Annotated in this window: 16 protein-coding genes; 15 read left to right on the forward strand and 1 reads right to left on the reverse strand. The window is 33.5% G+C overall.

Annotated elements, in window-relative coordinates:
* The first annotated feature begins 535 nt into the window (after positions 1–535).
* The 12 genes from WN975_RS08755 to WN975_RS08810 all read left to right on the forward strand — a co-directional run bounded on the left by WN975_RS08755 (position 536) and on the right by WN975_RS08810 (position 12,249).
* Entirely contained in the window at positions 536–1,129 is a 594-nt protein-coding gene (locus tag WN975_RS08755) for a TetR/AcrR family transcriptional regulator (RefSeq protein WP_337966203.1), read from the forward strand.
* A 241-nt stretch (positions 1,130–1,370) separates the two neighbouring features.
* Entirely contained in the window at positions 1,371–2,594 is a 1,224-nt protein-coding gene (locus tag WN975_RS08760) for an efflux RND transporter periplasmic adaptor subunit (RefSeq protein WP_099708296.1), read from the forward strand.
* Between the two features lie 11 nt (positions 2,595–2,605).
* Complete coding sequence (locus WN975_RS08765) at positions 2,606–5,767, forward strand: efflux RND transporter permease subunit (RefSeq protein ID WP_337966204.1); 3,162 nt, start codon at positions 2,606–2,608, stop codon at positions 5,765–5,767.
* A 130-nt stretch (positions 5,768–5,897) separates the two neighbouring features.
* On the forward strand, positions 5,898–7,316 hold the full coding sequence (locus WN975_RS08770; protein ID WP_337966205.1) for a TolC family protein: 1,419 nt from the start codon (positions 5,898–5,900) through the stop codon (positions 7,314–7,316).
* A gap of 491 nt (positions 7,317–7,807) precedes the next feature.
* Positions 7,808–8,260 (forward strand): hypothetical protein, encoded by a 453-nt coding sequence (locus tag WN975_RS08775; RefSeq protein WP_337966206.1) that lies wholly within the window; start codon positions 7,808–7,810, stop codon positions 8,258–8,260.
* 203 nt (positions 8,261–8,463) lie between these two features.
* A complete protein-coding gene (locus tag WN975_RS08780) occupies positions 8,464–9,069 on the forward strand; it encodes a Crp/Fnr family transcriptional regulator (protein WP_337966207.1) in 606 nt (201 codons plus the stop codon).
* 72 nt (positions 9,070–9,141) lie between these two features.
* A complete protein-coding gene (locus WN975_RS08785) occupies positions 9,142–9,873 on the forward strand; it encodes a GNAT family N-acetyltransferase (protein ID WP_337966208.1) in 732 nt (243 codons plus the stop codon).
* 295 nt (positions 9,874–10,168) lie between these two features.
* The gene (locus WN975_RS08790; protein ID WP_337966209.1) at positions 10,169–10,549 is read left to right on the forward strand and encodes a DoxX family protein; all 381 of its coding nucleotides are present in this window, start codon (positions 10,169–10,171) and stop codon (positions 10,547–10,549) included.
* Between the two features lie 12 nt (positions 10,550–10,561).
* Positions 10,562–10,771: a hypothetical protein gene (locus WN975_RS08795; RefSeq protein WP_099708302.1), complete on the forward strand. Its 210-nt coding sequence runs from the start codon at positions 10,562–10,564 to the stop codon at positions 10,769–10,771.
* 88 nt (positions 10,772–10,859) lie between these two features.
* A complete protein-coding gene (locus WN975_RS08800; protein ID WP_337966210.1) occupies positions 10,860–11,237 on the forward strand; it encodes a VOC family protein in 378 nt (125 codons plus the stop codon).
* A gap of 26 nt (positions 11,238–11,263) precedes the next feature.
* Positions 11,264–11,773 carry a DinB family protein gene (locus WN975_RS08805; protein WP_337966211.1) on the forward strand — a complete coding sequence of 170 codons (510 nt, stop codon included), beginning with the start codon at positions 11,264–11,266 and terminating at the stop codon, positions 11,771–11,773.
* Positions 11,774–11,781: 8 nt separating this feature from the next.
* Positions 11,782–12,249, forward strand: a complete 468-nt coding sequence (locus tag WN975_RS08810; RefSeq protein ID WP_337966212.1) for a DUF1440 domain-containing protein — start codon at positions 11,782–11,784, stop codon at positions 12,247–12,249.
* Positions 12,250–12,371: 122 nt separating this feature from the next.
* On the opposite strand, the gene WN975_RS08815 is transcribed toward WN975_RS08810, so the two are convergent.
* Positions 12,372–12,533: a DUF1328 family protein gene (locus tag WN975_RS08815; RefSeq protein ID WP_099708306.1), complete on the reverse strand. Its 162-nt coding sequence runs from the start codon at positions 12,531–12,533 to the stop codon at positions 12,372–12,374.
* A gap of 349 nt (positions 12,534–12,882) precedes the next feature.
* Between WN975_RS08815 and WN975_RS08820 the strand changes: the two genes are divergently transcribed.
* The 3 genes from WN975_RS08820 (at position 12,883) to WN975_RS08830 (ending at position 17,102) form a co-directional block, all read left to right on the forward strand.
* The gene (locus WN975_RS08820) at positions 12,883–15,159 is read left to right on the forward strand and encodes a glycosyltransferase (RefSeq protein WP_337966213.1); all 2,277 of its coding nucleotides are present in this window, start codon (positions 12,883–12,885) and stop codon (positions 15,157–15,159) included.
* 402 nt (positions 15,160–15,561) lie between these two features.
* Positions 15,562–16,320 (forward strand): ABC transporter permease, encoded by a 759-nt coding sequence (locus WN975_RS08825; protein ID WP_337966214.1) that lies wholly within the window; start codon positions 15,562–15,564, stop codon positions 16,318–16,320.
* A gap of 2 nt (positions 16,321–16,322) precedes the next feature.
* A complete protein-coding gene (locus tag WN975_RS08830) occupies positions 16,323–17,102 on the forward strand; it encodes an ATP-binding cassette domain-containing protein (RefSeq protein ID WP_337966215.1) in 780 nt (259 codons plus the stop codon).
* The last annotated feature ends 5 nt before the right edge of the window (positions 17,103–17,107 follow it).

The following is a 17,107-nucleotide window of genomic DNA, read 5'->3' on the forward strand; positions in this document are numbered from 1 at the left end:
AACTGGACTAAAGTCCAGCCCTACAATATTTACCATTCCTTCGGAATTTTAAAATCTTTGTGGTTATACTCTAAATTAATCTCAAGATGAAAAAAGAGCCGCAGGTTCGAATTATATTGTAGGGCTGGATTTTAATCCAGCATAATTTTACGCAACCAATATATTCCATTTTAACTGGATTAAAATCCGGCCCTACAATATGGAAACATTCCTTTGAAATTTTATCGCTTTATTAAACTAAAAATCTCATAAAAAAGATATTTTCTCGCTTAGCCCTGATCGAAACGGCATCCTTTTGTGCTGGTTTCACCATAAAAGATATAGTGTAGAGCAGGAAAAATGGTCTTGAAATACCAAAAATGTTCTGCTCCTAAAAAAAAATAAAACTAAAAATTCCTTATAAATAAAGGCTTTTAGAAGTTTTCAATACTTGTCTATACAACAATAAGAAAATATTATGACAAAATTATTTCATTATTAGAAAAACCGTCATACATTTGCTTAACAGTGTTAAACAATTTAATACTCATTAAAAATGGCAAGTAAAGATCGAATTTTAAGACAAAAAGAAGAAACAAGAACTAACATTCTTGAAGCTGCTTATGCTATCGTTAAAGAAGAAGGATGGCAAGGTCTGAGCATGAGAAAAATTGCTGACAAAATTGAATATACGGCTCCTATTATTTATGAATACTTTTCGAATAAGGATGCCATATTAAATGAACTAACCGGAAAAGGTTTTCTTAAGCTGGCGAAAGAACTTCAGAAAGCAAGAGATAAATTTGAAAAACCCGAAGATCAATTAGAAGCCATGTGGATGGCTTATTGGGATTTTGCTTTTACTGATACCGAAATGTATCAGGTAATGTTTGGTGTTCAAATGAGTTGTTGTTCTCAAAGATGTTCCGCTGCCGAAGCACCATATAAATTGTTTACTGCAGTTATTGGTGAAATAATGAAAAACAGTAATCCAAGCGAAGATATAATCAAACAAAAGTACTTTACTTTCTTCTCTGTTATTCATGGTTTAATTGCAATCAATATCATTAACAAAAGTGATATTATGGCAACTATAAATGCTCAAATCTTAAAAGATGCTATTAGTGGTATCATAAAATCAATACAATAAAAAAAATTTCATTTTTACTTAACAGTGATAAATGATTTAATTAAGTAATATAAAGTACTTTTGCACATACTACTTAACAACGTTAGATAATTTAATAGAGTAATATCGAGAGTTTTTTTCTCATTTACTTAACAGTGATAAATAATTTAATACCAATTACAAAATAGAATTGGAAGGCATCATAGTATGAATTTCTGTACCAATTCACTTAACACCGTTAGAAAATTTAATATACTTAAATATGAATGCCGAAAATGTCAGAATACCACAAAATTTAAATAATAAGAATGTCCAACAAATTAAAACCAATATGAAAATGAAAAATGTAATTATAACCAGTTTTATTCTGGCACTTGTGTTAAGCAGTTGTGCAGATAAGTCGCAAGCTCCAGCAGCTCCAGCGCCACCATTATTACCTGTTTTAGCAATATCAAGCGAGAACACTACTACAGATGCTGAATATCCTGCTTCGATACAAGGAACTGTTGACGTAGAAATTCGCCCACAAGTAAGCGGAAACCTCGAAAGAGTTTTTGTAGACGAAGGTGCTTATGTAAATAAAGGTCAAACTTTATTCAAAATAAACGAACGTCCTTTCCGTGAGCAATTAAACAATGCTTTAGCAAATCTTCACGCTGCCGAAGCTGCTTTAATTAACGCAAACTTAGAGGTTGATAAATTGACTCCACTTGTACAAAACAAAGTAGTTTCTGATTATCAATTAAAAACAGCTAAAGCTTCTCAAAAAATTGCTGCTGCAAATATCGAACAAGCAAAAGCAATGGTAGGATCTGCCAAAATTAATTTAGGATATACAAATGTAACAGCCCCTGTTAGTGGTTACATTGGTAGATTACCTAAAAAACAAGGAAGTTTAGTTTCTGCAACAGATGTTGAACCTCTAACAAACTTATCAGATGTTCATGAAGTATTTGCTTACTTCTCATTAGGAGAAACAGATTTCATCAACTTTAAAGCACAATATGCAGGAAGCAGCCTTGGTGATAAAATCAAAAAATTACCTCCTGTTACTTTAATATTAGCAGATAACAACGCTTATCCTCAAACCGGAAAAATTGATATGGTTGACGGTCAATTTGACAAAACTACCGGAGCAATTACAATTAGAGCAACTTTCCCTAATGCTGGCGGAACTTTACGTTCAGGAAACACAGGAAGAATTCGGTTAGGTCTTCAACATGACGATGCAATTTTAGTTCCACAATCGGCTACGGTAGAAATGCAGGATAAAGTATTTGTTTTCACAGTAGGAAAAGAAAATAAAGTAAACAAAATGCCTATTACAGTTATTGGTAAAAGCGGTACAAACTACCTTATCAAAGACGGTGTAAAATCTGGTGATCAAATTGTTTTAAGCGGTATCGATAAACTTCAGGAAGGACAAGTAATTCAGCCTGAAAAAGCATCTACTGCAAAAGTTGCCCAAATAATTAATAAAAAATAATTTTTACGAAAATGTTCAAAATATTTATACAAAGACCTGTACTGGCAACCGTAATCTCCATTTTGTTGGTGATCCTGGGTGTACTTGGACTTACGAAATTGCCCTTACAACAGTTTCCTGATATTGCGCCGCCATCGGTTTTGGTAACAGCGGTTTATCCGGGAGCTAACGCAGAAACGGTTCTACGTTCTGTGGCACCATCTCTGGAAGAATCTATAAATGGTGTTGAGAACATGACTTATATGAGCTCTACAGCCAGTAATGATGGATCTCTTGCTATTACAGTTTTCTTTAAATTAGGAACTAACGCAGATCAGGCAGCGGTAAACGTACAAAACAGAGTTGCTCAGGCAACAAGTCAATTGCCTGCAGAGGTTGTACAACAAGGTGTAACGACTGCAAAACAACAAAACAGTTTCATCATGGCGATTGGTATGTATACCGATGATGAATCAAAATACGATCAGACTTTTGTTGCCAATTATGCTCAAATCAATATTATTCCGGAGATCAAACGTATTCCTGGAGTTGGTTCAGCAAGTATTTTTGGAGGTGTAAAAGATTACTCTATGCGTGTTTGGTTAAATCCAACACAAATGTCAACTTACAAAGTGACACCAAACGAAATCATGAGCGCTATTCAGGATAAAAGTTTGGAAGCTGCTCCGGGTAAATTTGGAGAAAGAAGTAAAGAAGTTTTTGAATACGTTATTAAATACAAAGGAAAATTAACCAAACCAGAAGAATATGAAAATATTGCTATACGTTCTAATGCAGATGGTTCAGTACTTCGCTTAAAAGATGTTGCGAGAGTAGAACTTGGCGCTTATTCATACAACAGTTTAACCCGTTTAAATGGAAAAAAAGGAGTTGTAATTGGTATCATTCAGTTAGCAGGTTCTAACTCAAATGATATTCAGGTTGCGATTAACAAATTGATGGTGAAAGCCTCAAAAGATTTCCCTAAAGGAATTAAACACAACATTTTCTATAGTACAAAAGTATCTCTGGATCAATCTATAGAACAAGTTGAACATACCTTAATCGAAGCATTTATATTAGTATTCATTGTAGTATTTATATTCCTGCAAGATTTTAGATCAACATTAATCCCGGCTATTGCTGTACCTGTAGCAATTTTAGGAACGTTCTTCTTCATGCAGTTATTCGGATTTTCGATCAACCTTCTTACGCTTTTTGCTTTAATTCTGGCGATTGGTATTGTGGTAGATGATGCGATTGTGGTCGTCGAAGCCGTGCATGCTAAAATGGAGCACAAACATTTGTCTCCAAAAGTAGCAACTCATGAAGCAATGCACGAAATAACGGGTGCTATTATCTCGATTACGTTGGTAATGGCTGCTGTATTCCTGCCGGTTGGTTTTATGGAAGGCTCAACAGGAGTTTTCTATCGTCAGTTTGCCTTTACGATGGCGATTGCAATTGTAATCTCAGCAGTAAACGCTTTAACTTTAAGTCCTGCACTTGCTGCCTTATTCTTAAAAGATAATCACGGAACAAATGGTGATGGATCTCATGAGAAAAAAGGATTTAAAGAGAAATTCTTTAACGGATTCAACAAAAGTTTTGATTCCCTAACCAACCGTTATGTTGGAGGTTTGAAATTCTTAATTCGTAACAAATGGGTTAGTTTAGGAGGTTTGGCTTTAATCACATTTGCAACTATTGTAATGGTTAAAACAACTCCTGCAGGATTTATTCCAACAGAAGATCAAGGTTTTATTGCAATTGCAGTAAACACACCTTCAGGAACATCTCTTGACGGAACTCAAAAAGTAATGACTCAGGCAGAAAACACTTTAAGAGGTTTAGACGCATCACGATTTGTAACAGCAATTTCAGGTTTCAACTTATTGACGAACTCTACAAGTCCATCTTCAGCAGTAGTTTTTGTATTGCTTAAGCCAAATGAAGAGCGTGGAGAAATCAAAGACATCAACAAAATTATGGCTGATGTTCAAGGAAAATTAGGAGCAATTACAGGAGGAAGTTTCTTCGTATTTAGTTTCCCAACCGTTCCTGGATTTAGTAACGTAGAAGCATTAGATTTAGTTCTGCAAGATAAAACCGGAGGAAAACTGGATAAATTTAGTGGAATTTCTCAAACCTTCATCGGAGAATTGATGAAACGTCCGGAAATTGCAGTAGCATTTACCTCTTTCAAAGCCGATTATCCTCAATTGCAATTGGATATCAATGACGAAAAAGCAAACCAATTAGGTGTGAACGTAAAAGACATTTTACAAACCATGCAAACCTATTTTGGTAGCGCGCAAGCCTCTGACTTTAACCGATTTGGTAAATATTACAGAGTTGTTGTTCAGGCAGATATTGCTGACAGAGCAGATCCGTCATCAATTGACAGAGTTTTTGTGAAAAACAAAACTGGCGAAATGGTTCCAATAAATACTTTAGTAAAACTAAGCCGTATTTATGGTTCAGAAACCGCTTCGAGATACAACTTGTTTAATTCGATTTCGATTAATGCAATCCCGAAACCAGGATTTAGTTCCGGAGACGCCATTAAAGCAATTGAAGAAGTTGCAGCACAACAATTACCTGCAGGTTATAGCTATGAATTCTCAGGACAAACCCGAGAAGAAATTGCATCAGGAGGTCAATCAGCAACAATTTTCTTACTGTGTTTGATATTCGTCTATTTCCTACTTGCTGCACAGTATGAAAGTTACATATTGCCATTGGCTGTAATCTTATCAATTCCTGCAGGTATTTTTGGAGTATTTGTTGCCATCGGATTAACAGGAATCGAAAACAACATTTATGTACAAGTTGCATTAGTAATGCTTATTGGATTGCTCGCCAAGAATGCGATTCTGATCGTTGAGTTTGCCGTCCAAAAGCGAAAATCAGGTCAGGCATTAGTAAAAGCTTCAATAGATGCAGCCAAACTACGTTTGCGACCAATTATCATGACGTCACTAGCTTTTGTTGTGGGATTAATCCCGATGATGAGCGCCACAGGACCGTCAGCACAAGGTAACCACTCTATTAGTATTGGTGCCGCCGGAGGTATGGTTTCCGGAGTAATCCTTGGGTTGTTAATCATCCCGGTTTTATTCATCGTGTTCCAATATCTACAAGAAAAGGTTTCTGGAAAACCAGTAGCCGTAATTCATAACGAAGAAAAATAAAAATGGAAAACTATATAACGACAATCCTAATAGCCATAATTGCCGGCATTGGATACATATCCTATAAAATCTCAAAAGATCTTGATAATAGAAAAGATACTTGTACAGAAATTTAATGACAAAACATAAAATGAAAAATTATATAACCAAAATCGTGATGATCGCCATTTTGATCACGACTATAATATCCTGTAAAGTTTCGAAGGATATTGAAACTCCAAAAGATGCATTTCCTGAAAATTTCAGGAATGCATCGGTTTCAAAAGATACAACAAGTATTGGAGATGTGGAGTGGAAAAACTTCTATACCGAAAAAGATATTATTCAATTGATTGATAGCGCCGTTGCAAGAAACAATGACTTGCAGATTGCTGTTAAAAACATCGAAATTGCACAATACAGATTCACACAATCAAAATGGGGAAATGTTCCTCAGGTTAATTTAAATGTAAGTGCAAGCACAAGCAATCCGTCAGACAATAGTTTTACAGGAAAAAATTTAGGTCAGGCTCTAGGCCAAAACCATATTGACGATTATTCTGCCGGAGCAACACTTTCGTGGGAAGCTGATATTTGGGGGAAAATCAAAAATCAGAAAAAAGGAGCTTACGCAGGTTACCTTCAATCAGAAGAAGTAAAAAAAGCATTGCAAACTACAATCGTAGCAAATGTTTCTAAAGGATATTACAATCTTTTGATGTTGGACGCACAATTAGAAATCGCCAAACAAAACTTTAAATTAAATGATAGTACAACAAATATCATTAAATTAAAATACGATGCAGGTCAGGTAACTACATTAGCGATTCAACAATCTGAAGCACAAAAATTAGTTTCAGCACAATTGATTCCGCAATTAGAACAAAACATTACGATTCAGGAAAATGCATTAAGCGTTTTGACAGGAGCTTTTCCAAATTCAAAAACAAGAAGCATTCGTTTAGCAACTCTAGAAGTTAAAAACAATAATGCAATCGGAATTCCGTCTTCATTAGTAAGCAGAAGACCAGATGTAAAAAGCGCCGAATTAGCTTTGAAAGCAGCAAATGCAAATGTTGGAATCACAAAAGCCGACTTATATCCCTCGCTTAAAATTACCGCTCAAGGCGGAGTAAACTCGTTCGAAACCAGTAATTGGTTCAACATTCCGGCTTCATTATTCGGAACCGTTGCAGGAGGTTTAACACAACCTTTGTTGAACAATAAAAAAGTAAGAACACAATATAATATCGCTGTTGCCGAAAGAGAAAAAGCAGTTTTAAGTTTCAGACAATCTGTTTTGGTTGCTGTTAGCGAAGTTTCTGATGCTTTAGTAAAAGTAGAGAAATTACAACAACAAGAATCCTTTCTAAAAGAGCGTGTAAAAACTTTACAACAAGCAATTAAAAATGCCAATTTGTTATTCAAAAACGGTATGGCCGAATATCTGGAAGTTCTTTCTGCGCAAGCAAACTTATTGCAAAGCGAGCTGGAACTGGCAAACATAAAAAGAGAGCAACTATCTGCCAATACAGATTTGTATCGCGCATTAGGCGGTGGTTGGAAATAATACCCGTTAATTATTTATTTTTTGAGATGAAAACGCTGTGAGACTTTTAAGTTTCATGGCGTTTTTTTATGTTGTTGAGATATGGCACGCGGACGACACGGATTCGCTATTGCGAAGACGCGGATTTAAAACGGATTTTTTTTCTTGCGTGTCCTTGCGAGGAACGAAGCAATCTCACGTGCTAAATCTATCCTCATTTTATTATACTCAATCTTGTCATCCTGACGAAGGAAGGATCACACAAGAAACTCTACAATCATAATCACATATGTCATCCTGAGCGAAGTCGAAGGAACACAAAATATATCGACAATCATTATCACATTAATAAAAATAAAAATCCGCCTAAATCCGCGTCTTCGCAATAGCGAATCCGTGTCATCCGCGTGCCATTATTTCGCTTTATTTATATTTAAGTAAAAATGAATTTCAAATTATAAAAAAAAGGAATACTTTTAAAATAAAATTCCTACTATCAATACATTCAAACTATGAAAAAAATTGCATGCATCGCTCTCTTAGCTTTACTATTTACAAACTGTAAAAAAAGCACTTCGGATGAAGAATTAAAATCAGAAAAAAAACCAGTAACAACCAATATTACAGCAAAAGAAGTAAAAGAGGAAAAAGAAGATTGCAAAGATATTGAAGTAGAAATGGGATCCGGAAAAGAGTGTATCATAACAAATACAGATCTTGAGAAAACGTATCAAAATATTATCAAAAAGAAAGAAGTCGAAGAAACAGAATATTTTTTAAGTGCAATTCCAAGCAAAAATGAATCTGTTGATGTAAATAAAAAAGGATTAATCTCAATTGATTATGAAATCACTTCTGGTAAAAAAGTAGCTATTACGATGAATTATGAAGGCGGTGTAACCGAAGTTACTCTCGAAAAAATAAATGATACGATTAAAAAAAGCATCTATCATTACGCTGATTAAAGTCCATAAAGTAAATCTCAAATCTTTTTCGAGCTACAAACAGAGATCTTTCCTCTGTTTGTAGCTCGAAAAATAGTGCGAGTACAAGATTGCGAAAAAAAAATCCGTTTTAAATCCGCGTCTTCGCGATAGCGAATCTGCGTCATCCGCGTACCATAATTCCGCATTATTTCTTTACTTTAGATAAGCCAAACTTCAATAAAATGAAACTCAATCAAGATAAGTATCTCCACGATTTAAAACTAAAATTCGAAAGCTACGCTCCTATTTCTGAACAATCCTGGCAATTGATTGAAAATATTATTGAATTTCAGTCAATAAAAAAAGGAGAAATACTTTTGAGAAACGGACAAATTGCAAAAGAAATTCATTTTATAGCCAAAGGTGCTTTGCGAGCCTTTATCACCGATTCTGCCGGAAATATTTATAACAAAAACATTTTTCTCGAAGGCGATTTTGCAGGTTCAAAAGCTTCTTTATTACAACAAACTCCATCTGAATTTACTATCGAAGCACTTGAAGATTCCACTTTGATAAACCTTAATTACAAAAAATACAGAACATTAATTGACCAAAACGAAGATCTGAAAAACTACTATATCGCCTATTTAGAAAAAAACTGGGTGATTGAAAAAGAACAACGCGAAATTTCGTTAGTAATGGAAAACGCAACCGAAAGATATTTGCATCTTTTATCTAAACATCCGGATATTTCAGAGCGAATTCCGTTGTTGCATATTGCATCACATTTAGGAATTACACCAACACAATTAAGCCGAATTAGAAAAAGTCTCGAAAAAGATATGTAAATCAACATATGTAAAGGTTTCGCCCGAAATCACAACTTATCTTTGTCTTATATTTTTATAATTAGTATCAAAATGAAAGATCTAAACTTAATCGAAGACAACATAAACAATCTTACCGGATTATGGAAAACCGTTGGCGCTCCTTTCCTATCCTATCATAAAAATGAAACTTTCGAATATTGCAAAATCGAAAATTCAGGCTGGCCAAATAAACTATGGTTTCGAAAAGATATTTCAAAAAAAGACCTTCCGCAAATTATCAAAACTATGCAAACAAATTCAGGTTTAGTTTTACCATATTGGAATATTTTCGGAACAAAATCTTATGAAATATTGGAATCGAATGGTTTTGAAATAAAAACCGAACAAGTAGCAATGGCGCTGAAATTAGATCAAAAATTTGCACTAGAAAACAAGCTAAGTTTTAAAAGAGTTTCTACTGAAAAAGATGCTAAAATTTGGGCAGATTTATATCCAAATGCTTTTGGTTATGTAATCAGTAAAGAAATCCTGATTCACAATCATAATGATGTTCATTTTTATTTGGTTTCTTTAGAAAATCAGCCAATTGGTACTTTCATGCTTTTTCAAACCGAAAATAATATCGGAATTCATGGCGTTGGCGTAATCCCAAAAATGCGTAGAAAAGGTTTTGCCGAAGAAATCATGAAATTCGCTCTTAATCTTTCTATAGATTTAAATGCGGATAATGCTTTGTTACAAGCTTCTGCAATGGGAAAAGATATTTATACAAGATTAGGTTTTGAGGATTTGTTTGTGATTAAGAATTATGTTATTGCTTAATGGTTTGCGTTTATTAGCACGCGGATGACGCGGATTCGCTATCGCGAAAACACGGATAAAAACGGATTTTTCTTTTTTTCTCCTATCATTCCGATGAACAAGAAATGATAAACTATCTGATAAACTCAATCCAGAAAATCTTTCCTCTTTATTCTTTCCTCTTTCCTCTAAAATCTAAAATTCCCCAACTTGTCCAAAATGCCCCTAAAATAGTCGTAAATAAGTATTCTATCAGAAAAATAAGATTTGTAAGTTTGTAATACATTAACTGATAACCATTTAAAAATAACAAATTATGAAGAAAGCAAAAATTATTTTTTGGATTACAACTATTATTATTTTCTTATTTGAAGGCGTTATGCCAGCATTAACTTCGCAAACTGAATTGGCAAAAGAAGGAATCAAACACTTAGGATATCCTGAATATTTTGGAAATGCATTAGTCGTTTTTAAAATATTAGGAGTTTTAGTATTGGTAATTCCATCAATTCCTAAAAACATAAAAGAATGGGCTTACGCTGGATTTGGTTTCGATTTCATATTCGCGTCAATAAGTCATTTTGCCGTTGACGGAGTTAATTTTCAATCGTTTTTTCCATTAATATTTTTAGTGATTCTGGCGATTTCATACCATTATTATCATAGAATTGAGCGATACAAGAATATTGCTCTGTAAACTTTTAAAGTGATGATAGAAGTTTTCAAAACAAATGTTCAGGAAGTGGAGCAATCTATTATGATTGTGGGGAAACTTCTTGAACATCTCCCAAATAGCGCGATCAATTTTGATTTAGAAGATTGCGACAAAATTCTGCGAATCAATGCTGCTTCTATCTCCAATCAAAAAATTATAGAACTTCTTGGTTCTTACGGTTACCATTGTGAGGTACTTTTATAATTCATAAAAAAACACAATATACTGATTATCAAAATTTTAATTTTTTTATTGTACTTTTGAAATACTATCAATCTTCAAATTTCAAAAAATGAATTTACCAATCAATCATCAAACAATAATGCCTTATCTAATCTTAGATGGCGCTTCTGAATTTATTGATTTTACTCAAAAAGTTTTCGATTCAGAAAAATCCAGTACAAACGTTTTACGCAATGACGGAACTATTATGCACGCCGAAATTATCCTTCACGGAAGTACAATAATGGTTGCTGATCAAACGAAAGACTGGACAAAACATAACTCTAACTTGTTTGTTTATGTTCCTAATGCAGACGAAACTTACCAAAAAGCATTAGATCACGGTGCTACAAATTTAATGGGTTTAAGCAATCAGGATTATGGCAGAACATGTGGCGTAACAGATCCTTTTGGAAATGTTTGGTGGATAACATCCGTTATCGAATAAAAAACACAATCTCTAAATCAAGAAAAATGGAAGCAGCAATTCAAAAAGATACAGTTGAAACATTTAAAAACCTAAATGCGATACTTTCTTCATTTTCGCAAGAAGAATTTAATATTGTTCCTGCCAAAGATAGTTGGACTGCCGGACAAACAGCTCAGCATCTTGTACTTGCCTGCTCCGGTTATCCTCAATTATTTCTGGGAAAAACCGAAGAAACCGAAAGACCTTATCATGAAAAAGTCAAGGATATTGAAGCATTATTTTTGAACTTCGATATAAAAATGGATGCACCTGAATTTTTAAAGCCGGAACTTATTGATTACGACAAAGATTCAATAACATCAATCTTTCTTAATACAGAAGCAGATTTATTACTTGCAACAGAAACTTTAGATTTATCACAAACATGTCTTGATTTTGAACTTCCCGGTTTTGGAAAATTTACTATTTTTGAATGGATTAGTTTTGCTTTGACTCATATTCAAAGACATACAAAACAGTTGAATGACATTTATAAACAAGTTTCCAAATCTTAAATCATTGTATGAAGTCTAAATCAGGAAGTATATTTTTAGCGGGATTAATTGCAGGAACATTGGATATTCTTGCCGCAATTTTTTTCTACGCAATTCTATTTCAAAAAACAACGCCAATAAAAATTCTGCAATCTATAGCAAGTGGAATTTTCAAAAAAGAAGCTTATAGCGGCGGTTCACAAATGGCGTTATACGGATTGTTATTGCACTATTTTATAGCTTTTGTTTTTGCCTGGTTTTACTTTACGATATATCCGTATTTCACATTCTTAAAAAAGAACACACTTTTATCCGGAATCATTTATGGAATCTTCGTTTGGATTGCAATGAACTTAGTTGTTTTGCCGGTTGTATTTCCGGTTTTGCCAGAGAAACATTTAGATTTCCCATTAATATTATCAATCCTGATTCTGATTTTCTGTATCGGAATACCGATTGCCTTTCTAAACAAAAAATATTATTCTTTACAAAAATAGTTTTCAAACTTAAGTTTAAGTCACAATCAAAAACTTGAAACTTTAAACCTGAAACAAAACAAAAAAAAGCGAAACCAAGATTATTTGGTTTCGCTTTTTTTTTAGCTGATTAAAACTTATTGCTAAACTTTTGTTCTTCCTGTTACTAATGAAATAACAAATAATACTAAAAATATAAAGAATAAAACTTTTGCAATACTAGCGGCTCCGGCGGCAATTCCACCAAAACCAAAAATTCCGGCTACTATAGCCAAAATTATAAATGTGACTGTCCAACGTAACATAATCTTGAATTTTAAATTTATAATAAAGACTTTTTAAAGTCCGATTTGTTTGTTACTCAAAGTTCCTTCATTCGATAGAAAACCTTTAACTCAAAACGTTAATTTTTTATCGCAATCAACTATAAATCAAATTTTTGAGTTAATTTTATAATTCCACCTTTTCGTTTCAAAATTCCCACATAAATGCTTTTGAGTTAACTTTTTGATCGATTGGATTAATCGCCACTTTATTGATAAAGTAATTTTAGATAAAAATTTTAGCAGTATAGAATTAGCCATAATAGAGACATAAATTAGAATGTCTTACTGAAACTAAACGACTTATTAAACGAACTAAAACAACATCCCCATGAAAGCGATATCAAATAAATCTAAAATAGTTTTTCTTTCTACATTTCCTCCAACACAATGTGGAATAGCAACTTATACACAAGACACAATAAAAGGAATTAATGATGTATTTGGTAAATCCGTTACTTGTCAAATTTGTGAATTGGTCGATAAACCAAAAGCAAATCCAACGCAAGCCTACACTTTAAACACAAGAAATAAAGAAGAATATACTAAAGTTGCACATGAAATCAACAAAGACAAATCAGTAAAATTGGTTCATATTCAGCATGAATTTGGTTTATTTGGAGGTAATTATGGAGACTATTTATTAGATTTTTTAAATGAAGTCAAAAAGCCACTTACTTATACTTTTCACAGCGTAATCCCAAACCCGAATGACGAATTAAAAACTTTCGTGAAATTGCTGCTTTCTTATAGCAATTCGGTTTTTGTGATGACCAATCAATCCAAAGAAATTTTGATGAGAGATTATGGTATAAAAGAAGATATTATTACTTGCGTACCACACGGAACTCATATTGTAATTTATGAAACTCCGCTACAAGCAAAAGAAAAATTCGATATTCAGGATAGAAAAGTATTATCAACTTTTGGACTTTTAGGAGAAGGAAAAAACATTGAGACCGGTTTACAAGCATTACCAAAAATTGTCGAAAATACTCCAAATGTTCTTTATTTAATTATCGGAAAAACACATCCTAATTTAATAAAAGATGGCGTTGATGCTTATCGCGATAAATTGGAAGGAATTGTTAAAGAATTAAAACTGGAAAATAATGTTCGTTTTATAAATGAATATCTCGATACAGACGAACTTTTAGATTATCTAAAAGCTACAGATATTTATCTGTTTACATCAAAAGATCCAAATCAGGCTGTAAGCGGAACATTCTCTTATGCAATGAGTTGTGCTTGTCCAATTGTAGCATCAAAAATTCCGCATACATTAGAAGTTCTAACTCCGGATTCTGGAATTCTGGTTGATATTGGAAACGTAGATCAATTTTCTGAAGCAGCTATTAAATTACTTTCAGATGAAAATCTAAGAGAAGAAATGGGGAAAAATGCTTTTAGAAAAACGCGCGCTTCTTCTTGGGAAAATGCGGCAATTACACATATGAATACTTATAAAGAGCTTTTTGAAAGTCCAACTGACATAAAATATACCTATCCTTCAATTCAATTGAAGCATATCAAAAAAATGACAACCGATTTAGGTATCATTCAATTTTGCAAAATCTCAATTCCGGATCTTGATTCAGGTTATACATTAGACGATAATGCGCGCGCTTTGATTGCTCTTTGCATGCATTATAAATTGACGCAAGACAAAGACGATTTAGCTTATATCTTGATTTATTTAGATTTTATTGAACGTTGTCAGCAACCAAAAGGCGATTTTATCAATTATGTAGATCAGGAAAACCGCGAACATGTAGAGCAAAATGCCGAAGTAAATTTAGAAGATTCTAATGCAAGAGCTATTTGGGCTTTAGGAACAGTGGTTTCAAACGCTGCTATTTTGCCGGAAGCAATCACTAAAAAGGCAACCAAATGTTTATTGAATTCTTTAAAATGGGCCGAAAATATTCAGTCGCCGCGTTCTATTGGTTTTGCAACAAAAGGTTTGTATTTGTATCACACAGCAGTTCCTAACTTATATGTTGCCGCGATTATTAATAAATTGAACGCCAAATTACTTTCTAATTATGAAATTCACGCTTCAAGTGATTGGAAATGGTTCGAAAATTATTTGACTTACGGAAACGGAATTTTACCGGAATCAATGCTTTATGCTTTTCTAACAACGAATAAACCAATCTATAAAAAAGTAGCTTTAGATTCTCTTGACTTTTTAATGTCGAAAATGTTTAAAGACAAAAACTTTAAAGTAATTTCTAACAACGGATGGTTACACAGAGATTCGGAAGCAGATGTAAACGAATATGGAGAACAGCCAATTGATGTTGCTTACACAATTCAAACCTTAAATTCGTTCTATAATGCATTTGGTACAGCCGAATATAAAAACAAAATGAAAATCGCATTTAACTGGTTTTTAGGCAAAAATCATCTTAACCAAATTATGTACAATCCTATAAGTGGCGGTGGTTATGATGGACTGGAAAAAGAAAATGTCAACCTAAATCAAGGTGCAGAATCTACAGTTTGTTATCTTACTGCCAGATTAATCATGGAAAACCTTAAATTAGCAGAAATAAAAGTAATTCCGTTAATGAAAAACAGAAGCGGCGTTGCTATAAATTCATAAAGAATCAAACGATAATAGACTGACCAAAATTGCTATTAAACCCAGAAAATCCCTTTTAACGAAGGGATTTTTTGTTTTTTACATCTATCCTATTTCAATAATAATAATAATAAAATCCTCTTTTTGTTATTCCCAGAAATAGAAAAAAAAATCAGTACAAATCTGTTTAAATCCGTGTCATCTGCGTGCCATTCAACAACATTCCTAATTTTAACATTTTCCGCCAAACGACACAATAATCCCTTTATTGTGTACGACTATGTTAATTATATAAACTTCCTAAAAAGTTGTGTAAGATTTCTTCTGTATTAACAGAGTAATTTTATACTTAACAATCAGAAGATGTAAAGCTATTTAAAGAACTGGTTTTCAATCATTAGATTTAACTTAAAACATAGTATTTTGATTTTCACTATAAAAAATACATTCACAGAAATTGGAAATGCAACCTTGTTTGCAAAGCAGTTTTTTAAGGAAGTTTTTGTACCTCCTTATGAAGCAAAAGAATTCTTGAAACAATGTTATGTGATAGGTTATAAATCGCTGCCATTGGTAGCTATAACCGGTTTTATAATGGGTTTGGTACTTACGCTTCAATCGCGACCAACGCTTGTAAAATTTGGTGCCGAATCATGGTTACCGGGAATGGTTGCTCTTTCTTTAATTAGAGAAATTGCGCCGGTAATTACCGCTTTGATCTGCGCCGGAAAAATTTCGTCAGGAATTGGTGCCGAATTAGGTTCTATGAAAGTAACGGAACAAATTGATGCAATGGAAGTTTCGGCTATAAATCCTTATAACTATTTGGTCGTAACGCGAATTTTAGCCTGTACATTAATGGTTCCTATTTTAGTGTTTTTTGCAGACGCTGTTGGAATTATTGGCGGATATGTTGGTATCAATATTCATGGCGATGTTAACTTTTATCGCTATCTGACTCAGATTTTGCAATCGTTGGAATTTCTGGATTTGATTCCGGCGACAATTAAAACATTTTTCTTCGGATTTTTTATCGGAATGATTGGATGTTTTAAAGGATTTAATGCTTCAAATGGAACCGAAAGTGTGGGTAAAGCAGCAAACTCAGCAGTTGTAACAGCTTCTTTAACCATCTTTATTCTGGATATGGTCGCAGTTCAAATAACCGATTTATTCTTTTAAAAATGATTAAAGAGAAAGAAAATACAGAACCTAAAACAAAAGAAAAAAGCAAAACTCCGATTATTGAGATCAAAGATTTGCACAAAACTTTTGGTGCCAATAATCAAATCTTAAAAGGTGTAAATCTTACCGTAAACAAAGGCGAAGATTTAGTGATTTTAGGACGTTCAGGCTCGGGAAAATCAGTTACAATAAAATGTATTGTAGGTTTAATTGAACCGGACAAAGGCGAAATAAAAGTTTTTGACGAAAATGTCCTGAATCTAACTAAACCTGAACTGAACGAAATCAGAGTTCGAATTGGATTTTTATTCCAAAGTGGCGCTTTGTACGATTCAATGTCAGTTAGAGAAAATTTGGCATTTACTTTAAAAAAACATAAAAAAGAATTAACCGCCGAAGAAGTTGAAAGTGAAGTCATCGAAGCTCTAGATAATGTAGGATTGGGTGATGCAATTGATAAAATGCCTTCTGAATTATCGGGCGGAATGCAGAAAAGAATTGGCTTAGCCAGAACTTTAATCCTTAAGCCGGAAATCATTTTATACGATGAACCAACTACAGGATTGGACACGATTACCTCAAGAGAAATAAGCGAATTGATTCTCGATATCAAACACAAACGCAAAACAACTTCGATCATTATTACGCACGATATGGCTTGCGCCAAATTAACTGCCGACCGAATCATGGTTTTGAAAGATGGAGTGATACACGCTGAAGGAACATATGAAGAATTAGAAAAAGACGAAGACGAATGGGTTCGCTCATTCTTTGAATAAAGCAA

The sequence above is a fragment of the uncultured Flavobacterium sp. genome (assembly GCF_951805225.1).
Taxonomy (GTDB): Bacteria; Bacteroidota; Bacteroidia; order Flavobacteriales; family Flavobacteriaceae; genus Flavobacterium.

Bases quoted from the DNA above. Each gene is read 5' to 3' on its own strand.
- WN975_RS08755 (WP_337966203.1), top strand. From the start codon at position 536: ATGGCAAGTAAAGATCGAATTTTAAGACAAAAAGAAGAAACAAGAACT.
- WN975_RS08760 (WP_099708296.1), top strand. From the start codon at position 1,371: ATGAATGCCGAAAATGTCAGAATACCACAAAATTTAAATAATAAGAAT.
- WN975_RS08765 (WP_337966204.1), top strand. From the start codon at position 2,606: ATGTTCAAAATATTTATACAAAGACCTGTACTGGCAACCGTAATCTCC.
- WN975_RS08770 (WP_337966205.1), top strand. From the start codon at position 5,898: ATGAAAAATTATATAACCAAAATCGTGATGATCGCCATTTTGATCACG.
- WN975_RS08775 (WP_337966206.1), top strand. From the start codon at position 7,808: ATGAAAAAAATTGCATGCATCGCTCTCTTAGCTTTACTATTTACAAAC.
- WN975_RS08780 (WP_337966207.1), top strand. From the start codon at position 8,464: ATGAAACTCAATCAAGATAAGTATCTCCACGATTTAAAACTAAAATTC.
- WN975_RS08785 (WP_337966208.1), top strand. From the start codon at position 9,142: ATGAAAGATCTAAACTTAATCGAAGACAACATAAACAATCTTACCGGA.
- WN975_RS08790 (WP_337966209.1), top strand. From the start codon at position 10,169: ATGAAGAAAGCAAAAATTATTTTTTGGATTACAACTATTATTATTTTC.
- WN975_RS08795 (WP_099708302.1), top strand. From the start codon at position 10,562: ATGATAGAAGTTTTCAAAACAAATGTTCAGGAAGTGGAGCAATCTATT.
- WN975_RS08800 (WP_337966210.1), top strand. From the start codon at position 10,860: ATGAATTTACCAATCAATCATCAAACAATAATGCCTTATCTAATCTTA.
- WN975_RS08805 (WP_337966211.1), top strand. From the start codon at position 11,264: ATGGAAGCAGCAATTCAAAAAGATACAGTTGAAACATTTAAAAACCTA.
- WN975_RS08810 (WP_337966212.1), top strand. From the start codon at position 11,782: ATGAAGTCTAAATCAGGAAGTATATTTTTAGCGGGATTAATTGCAGGA.
- WN975_RS08815 (WP_099708306.1), bottom strand. From the start codon at position 12,533: ATGTTACGTTGGACAGTCACATTTATAATTTTGGCTATAGTAGCCGGA.
- WN975_RS08820 (WP_337966213.1), top strand. From the start codon at position 12,883: ATGAAAGCGATATCAAATAAATCTAAAATAGTTTTTCTTTCTACATTT.
- WN975_RS08830 (WP_337966215.1), top strand. From the start codon at position 16,323: ATGATTAAAGAGAAAGAAAATACAGAACCTAAAACAAAAGAAAAAAGC.